The 5,879-nt window shown below is 38.6% G+C and carries 4 protein-coding genes and 1 pseudogene; 2 read left to right on the top strand and 3 right to left on the bottom strand.

Features of this window, described 5'->3' with window-relative positions; all coding sequences use genetic code 11:
* Positions 1-22 precede the first annotated feature (22 nt).
* Both V7659_RS22965 and V7659_RS22960 read right to left on the bottom strand, forming a co-directional pair.
* The gene (locus V7659_RS22965) at positions 23-1,207 is read right to left on the bottom strand and encodes an ROK family transcriptional regulator (RefSeq protein WP_335453214.1); all 1,185 of its coding nucleotides are present in this window, start codon (positions 1,205-1,207) and stop codon (positions 23-25) included.
* A gap of 70 nt (positions 1,208-1,277) precedes the next feature.
* Positions 1,278-2,228 (bottom strand): annotated as a pseudogene (locus V7659_RS22960) (glycoside hydrolase family 2 TIM barrel-domain containing protein); the annotation flags it as partial.
* A gap of 427 nt (positions 2,229-2,655) precedes the next feature.
* On the opposite strand from V7659_RS22960, the gene ahpC reads away from it, so the two are divergent.
* Together ahpC and ahpF are read left to right on the top strand one after the other, a co-directional pair.
* On the top strand, positions 2,656-3,219 hold the full coding sequence (gene ahpC / locus V7659_RS22955; RefSeq protein ID WP_144550199.1) for an alkyl hydroperoxide reductase subunit C: 564 nt from the start codon (positions 2,656-2,658) through the stop codon (positions 3,217-3,219).
* Between the two features lie 14 nt (positions 3,220-3,233).
* Positions 3,234-4,763: an alkyl hydroperoxide reductase subunit F gene (gene ahpF / locus V7659_RS22950; RefSeq protein WP_335542495.1), complete on the top strand. Its 1,530-nt coding sequence runs from the start codon at positions 3,234-3,236 to the stop codon at positions 4,761-4,763.
* A 61-nt stretch (positions 4,764-4,824) separates the two neighbouring features.
* On the opposite strand, the gene V7659_RS22945 is transcribed toward ahpF, so the two are convergent.
* Positions 4,825-5,604: a YhfC family intramembrane metalloprotease gene (locus V7659_RS22945; RefSeq protein WP_335542494.1), complete on the bottom strand. Its 780-nt coding sequence runs from the start codon at positions 5,602-5,604 to the stop codon at positions 4,825-4,827.
* Positions 5,605-5,879 lie beyond the last annotated feature (275 nt).

Here is a 5,879-nt window from a genome sequence, read left to right as displayed (position 1 = left end):
TCAAGCAGTTTTGAAGTTCCTTTTAAATACTTGGTACCAACACTTCCTGTTTAATTGTTAAATTTAACTCAGGAATATCTAAGAATTTCTTTATAGTTAGGGCACAAGCTCCCATTACACATGCATTCGTACCGAGATCTGAAATGAATATTTCTTTATAATTACTAATTGAAGTTTTTAAGTTTAATTCGAGGGTATTCATGGCATCCGGAAACAATTTCAATAACTCACTATTTAACACCAGTATTTCAGGATTTAGTAAATTAATTATATTATTTAGTCCAATAGATACATACTTAATAAAGTTGTCCATTTGAGAAATAACTGCTGGATTTCTGGCAATAACAAGATTTTTGATATCCTGGTGGGTCAATCTTGGTTTATCAATTATTTCAGATAAATTTTTAAAGAAACTGACTTCAGAGGCATATAACTCCCAACATCCAGTTTTCCCGCAATTACAAGGTTTTCCATCAGGAGAAATGATCATGTGACCCATTTCCCCTGCAAATCCATGGTACCCTTTTACCAGTTCCCCGTTGAACAAAATACCAAGACCTATACCTGAAAACATACTTAGGCTGATTAAGTCGTTACTTTGATGGAAATGAAATACTTTTTCAGCAAATGCACATAAATTTGCATTATTTTCAACATAAACTGCTGTATTTACATTTTTCTCTAAATCACCTTTTAAGTCCTTCTTATACCATTTATGATGTGGAACAAATGAGATAGTTTCGTCCTTCTTCACAGTTCCATGAATTCCAATTCCCACACCAACCAGTCCGAAACGACAATGGGAAAATCTTTCTTGGTATTCTCTAATTTTATTGATTAAGATTTGAAGAATCTCATCATATTTTGAATTCTCTAGCTCTACAGTATTCGAATGAACAGGATTCCCTATTAAATCAGATACAGTAAATATAATATTCCGAAAATCCAGATCAATTCCTAAGGCATAACCAGCATCTTGATTAAGTGAAAGCATAATCGGCTTTCTTCCAACCTGGTTATACTCTTGGTGAGATTCGATTATTAATCCTTCATCTAATAACTCAGCTGTCTGTGAAGAAATCGTTGCCTTTGTTAGTTTTGTGATATTTGCTAATTCAGACCTAGAGATCAACTCATGCTTAATTATTTTACTTAAGACCAAGCTTTTATTTATCTTCTTAAGATAAGCAGCAACACCAATTTCCATAGAGCTCACCACTATTCAAACAAAATATTTATATCCAAGCATTATTTATGAACTTAGGATAGATTTAGTTTTATCCCTTATAGTTAAAATCAGGTATTTCTTTCCAACGTCTTCGCAGTTCATGGGCCGCATATTTTGGTTTCCGGTCGCGAGTAAAAATGCCTTTTTTGTTTCCTTGAACTCGAACAATTCCTTGGCCCGTTGCAAAATCAGCAAAGTTCCATACCTGCTCTCCAACAAATTGTTTAAATTCATCAAACACTTCGTGATTTGCCCGATAGAATTCTACTTGATATTCTTCCGTAAACATAACAGGTTCTACATCATGCAAGCCAGCCACCGTATCAGCCCCATACTCGGTCATCATAAATGGTTTGTCGGGGCATCGTTTAAGCCAATCATTAAATTCCGCACGAAGCTTTTCTTTAGCCGAGACCAAATCACCACCGTCAACATACCATCCGTAGTACCGGTTAAAGGCAAGGATATCCAGTAATTCCGCAATTTGATCCTTTTCAGGTGAAGATTGAATTTCAGTAACAATGGTAACAGGACGTCTTTGCGGGTCCAGTTCTTTTGCAAGCTCTACTAGCGGTTTAAAATACTCATATGCTCCCTCTTCTTCCGTTGCAGCTTCATTGGCTAAATTCCACAATACGACAGAAGGATGGTTTTTATCACGATTGATTAGTTCCTTTATCACCTGTTGATGATGTTCGAAGGTTTTAAGCTCCTTCCAGGTATCCCGTTTCGTTCCACCCAAAAAGACCACCAACATGTTCAAGTGCATACCTACTGCCGGTACTTCATCAATGATCACAAAACCTTCGCGGTCAGCAAGGCGCATAATTTCTTCTGAATATGGGTAATGTGCTGTACGGAATGAGTTAGCTCCCATCCATTTCATCAGGTTGAAATCCATCACATTAGCAGCCTCATCAAAGCCTCTTCCATGAATCGGCGTATCTTCGTGCTTGCCAAAGCCTTTAAAATAAAATGGCTTTTTATTAAAAACTAACTTTTACTGAGGTGAATATAGCGTTAACTAGTAATCGTTACCTCGGACTCCCTTATTCCGGGCTCACGGGCACAATTAACTCCTATTTGTTACCGTCAACTCCTTTTTTCTGGGCTCATGGTCACAATTAGCTTCTATTTGTTACCTTTACCCCCTTATTCCTTAGCTCGCGGGTACAATTAACTTTATTTGTTATTGTACGATTACCTTCATTTTTTCCGATCCACCTGACCAGCAACAACACTACCAATCAATTATTGTATTAAAAATTAAAAAAGTGTTAAATTCTTCAAAAATAACCAACCTAAAAAAAGTGAAACATTCCATTTGACAAAACAATAGTTTTTATATAATAATAGTTACTGAATTAGAATTAATCTAATCTAATAAAATATATAAAATAAACACACATACTTAGGAGGAATTGATTATGTCATTAATAGGAAAAGAAGTAAAACCATTCACAGCAAAAGCGTACCACAACGGGGATTTCATCACTGTAAGCGAAGAAAACTTTAAAGGTAAATGGAGTGTCGTTTGCTTTTACCCAGCAGATTTTACATTCGTTTGCCCTACCGAACTAGAAGACTTGCAAAATGAATATGCAACGTTGAAAGATCTAGGTGTAGAAGTATATTCCGTTTCAACAGATACGCATTTTACACATAAAGCATGGCACGATAACTCAGAAACGATTGGTAAAATCGAATATATTATGATTGGCGATCCATCACAAAAGATCTCTCGCAACTTTGATGTACTAGATGAGGAAGAAGGTCTTGCACAACGCGGTACTTTTATCATCGATCCAGAAGGTGTAGTACAAGCTGTTGAAATTAATGCAGACGGCATCGGCCGTGATGCAAGCACTCTTGTTAATAAAATTAAGGCTGCACAGTATGTTCGCAGCAATCCAGGTGAAGTTTGCCCGGCTAAATGGCAAGAAGGTGCAGCAACACTGAAGCCAAGCCTTGACCTTGTAGGAAAAATTTAAGGAGTACGATGTTCATGTTACTAGATGCAGATATTAAAGCACAGTTATCCCAATATCTTAATATGATGGAGGGTGACATCCTCGTCAAAGTTAGCGCTGGATCCGATGAAGTATCTCGGGACATGTTGCTTTTAGTAGAAGAATTGGTTGCGATGTCCTCTCACATTAAGGTTGAAAAAACAGAACTAGAGAGAACACCTAGCTTTAGTGTAAATCGTATCGGCGAAGATACAGGCATAACTTTTGCTGGTATTCCTCTAGGACACGAATTTACTTCGTTAGTGTTGGCTCTATTGCAAGTAAGCGGCAGAGCTCCAAAGGTTGAACAGAAAGTCATTGATCAAATCAAAGCAATTAAAGGTGACTATCACTTTGAATCTTATATCAGTTTAACTTGCCACAATTGCCCTGACGTGGTTCAAGCATTGAATATTATGAGCGTTTTAAATCCTGGCATTTCTCACACCATGATTGACGGCGCAGCCTACAAAGAAGAAGTGGAAAGCAAAAACATCATGGCGGTACCAACTGTTTTCCTTAATGGGGAATCGTTCGGCAGCGGCCGGATGACAATTGAAGAAATCCTTGCCAAGATGGGCAGCGGAACAGATGTATCAGAGCTTTCTGATAAGGAACCATTTGATGTCCTTGTGATCGGGGGCGGCCCTGCTGGTGCCAGTGCGGCTATCTATGCAGCACGTAAAGGCATCCGCACAGGTATTGTGGCGGAACGATTTGGCGGCCAAGTTATGGACACCATGGGTATTGAGAACTTTATCGGTACGAAATATACAGAAGGTCCTAAACTAGCAGCAAGTCTTGAAGAACATGTCAAGGAGTACAATGTTGATGTGATGAATTTACAACGTGCAAAGCGTCTAGAGAAGAAGGATTTTATTGCCGTCGAACTCGAAAACGGAGCTATTTTAAGAAGTAAAACAGTCATTCTATCAACAGGTGCCCGCTGGCGTAATATTGGTGTTCCTGGCGAAACCGAGTTCAAGAACAAAGGTGTCGCCTACTGTCCACATTGTGATGGTCCATTGTTTGCAGGAAAAGACGTCGCTGTTATTGGCGGCGGTAATTCTGGCATTGAAGCAGCCATTGACCTCGCAGGCATTGTCAATCATGTAACTGTTCTTGAGTTTGCGCCAGAGCTGAAAGCTGATTCTGTCCTGCAAGACCGTCTTTACAGCCTGCCTAATGTAACGGTTATAAAGAATGCTCAAACAAAAGAAATTACCGGTACTGACAAGGTAAACGGAATTTCTTATATTGACCGTGAAACAGGCTTAGAGCATCATGTTGAACTGCAAGGTGTGTTTGTACAGATTGGTCTTGTACCGAATACAGATTGGCTAGGCGAAACCGTTGAACGGACTCGCTTTGGTGAGATCATTGTTGATAAGCATGGAGCAACCACCATTCCTGGTGTGTTTGCAGCCGGCGATTGTACGGATAGTGCCTATAAACAAATCATCATTTCGATGGGATCAGGTGCTACTGCAGCTTTAGGTGCATTTGATTACCTTATCCGTAATTAATTTCTTAAACGAAGGGAATTGGCTGAGTCCAATTCCCTTTACTTTTGAAAAATCTATCAAACTATCTTGTCGTATCAGGCAGTATATTCTTCGACTTTTTAATAAAGACAAATGATAATAGTCCGATGATTGCCATATATAACTCAATAACCCATAGATTTTTAAGATATCCTGTTTGGAAAAATACGAGTGGAAAGTCAATTGCTGCATGAATGAGAATCGCATAGACCACATAGGAAAATTTCTTTTTGACGACTGCTATTAATACCAATAAACTAAAAGCGATTTGCAGGAATACAGCAAAGAATCGCTCCAAACTGCCTAATAAATAAAAGGAAACCCCTTGATTTACTATCGATTCTTTCATTCCTGCCAACTGATCAGCTGGAATACTCCCCCCTAAGGATGACTCAAAAGTTCCCGAATTTATCATAAAAGCGAAGATCATGTTTTGCACAACCGTCATCATCACCAACAAAACCGCTTCAGTACCGCCCCAGCCAATTCCAAACGAGATTCCCCCTTTGTAATCATGGAATTTTTTCAGGAGCCAAATAAATAATAGAAACCGTCCCAGCTCTTCAAATAAGCCCGCTGCCATGCCGCCGTATAATCCAAATAACCATGGATGGTCCGCATAATTTGGAAAGTTTGTGATGACAACTACATGCAATACTTTTTCTAAAATCTGTGTTGCGACGACAAACCCAATAGCGCCAATAACTACCGGCTTTACAGCAATCCCTGTTTTCTTTCGATAAACCAAAATCAGTCCTACAAATAAACTAATAGAAACTACAATCGGGACAAACATCGAAATAATCGTTGCCGTACTTACCATTCATATCTCCCCTTTTTTGTATCCGTGACCATAATTATTATCATTCTTAATAATGATAATAATTTGGATGTAATTTACTGTCAATACTTTTTGAAAAATTCCGAAGTGAAAAAACAAAATCAAAAGCTTTTAAAGGCAAAGGCGGCTTAAGTGCTTGATGATGACCGAAACTCCTGAAGCTAGAAGTAGAAATGGTCATCATGTAGCCCATGATGACCAAACTCCCGCAAGACTGAAGAAGGAATGGTCATCATCAAGCCAATGATGACCAATCT

Origin of the sequence: Neobacillus drentensis (assembly GCF_036966985.1) — a bacterium.
Classification (GTDB): Bacteria; Bacillota; Bacilli; order Bacillales; family Cytobacillaceae; genus Neobacillus; species Neobacillus drentensis_E.
This window is presented reverse-complemented; position numbering and strand designations above follow the sequence as displayed.

Bases quoted from the DNA above. Each gene is read 5' to 3' on its own strand.
- V7659_RS22945 (WP_335542494.1), bottom strand. From the start codon at position 5,604: ATGGTAAGTACGGCAACGATTATTTCGATGTTTGTCCCGATTGTAGTT.
- ahpF (WP_335542495.1), top strand. From the start codon at position 3,234: ATGTTACTAGATGCAGATATTAAAGCACAGTTATCCCAATATCTTAAT.
- ahpC (WP_144550199.1), top strand. From the start codon at position 2,656: ATGTCATTAATAGGAAAAGAAGTAAAACCATTCACAGCAAAAGCGTAC.
- V7659_RS22965 (WP_335453214.1), bottom strand. From the start codon at position 1,207: ATGGAAATTGGTGTTGCTGCTTATCTTAAGAAGATAAATAAAAGCTTG.